This is a genomic window from Bartonella sp. AA86SXKL (genome assembly GCF_042196885.1).
The window spans coordinates 1-686 of the sequence record NZ_JBHIRE010000361.1 but is presented as its reverse complement, the minus strand read 5'-3'; the positions used below and the strand labels follow the sequence as shown (position 1 = coordinate 686).

At 41.8% G+C, this 686-nt stretch carries 1 pseudogene; it reads left to right on the top strand.

Features of this window, described 5'->3' with window-relative positions:
* Positions 1 to 686, top strand: a pseudogene (locus ACFIO5_RS12020) (Vomp family autotransporter); the annotation flags it as partial.

Below are 686 nucleotides of genomic sequence, written 5' to 3'. Positions count from 1 at the left end.
GGTCAACTCTATTCTCTGAACGAGCAACTTGCGACCTATTTTGGCGGCGGTGCTAAGTACGAGAATGGCCAATGGACCGCTCCTATTTTTAAAGTCAAGACAGTTAAGGAAGATGGTGAGGAAGAAGAGAAGACGTATCAGAATGTAGCGGAAGCTTTGACTGGAGTTGGTACGTCTTTCACAAATATAAAGAGTGAGATTACTAAACAGATTGCTAATGAGATTAGCAGTGTAACAGGTGATAGTCTTGTTAAGAAAGATCTCGCCACGAATCTTATCACCATTGGTAAAGAAGTAGCAGGTACTGAAATCAATATAGCAAGCGTTTCTAAAGCTGACCGGACTCTTTCTGGTGTTAAGGAAGCAGTAAAAGATAATGAAGCTGTTAACAAAGGGCAGCTTGATACCAATATCAAGAAAGTAGAAGATAAATTAACAGAAGCAGTCGGTAAAGTTACGCAACAGGTGAAAGGTGATGCTTTATTGTGGAGCAATGAAGATAACGCGTTTGTTGCTGATCATGGTAAGGATAGCGCAAAGACAAAGAGTAAGATTACACATTTATTAGATGGAAATATTGCGTCTGGCTCAACCGATGCCGTTACCGGTGGTCAACTCTATTCTCTGAACGAGCAACTTGCGACCTATTTTGGCGGCGGTGCTAAGTACGAGAATGGCCAATGGAC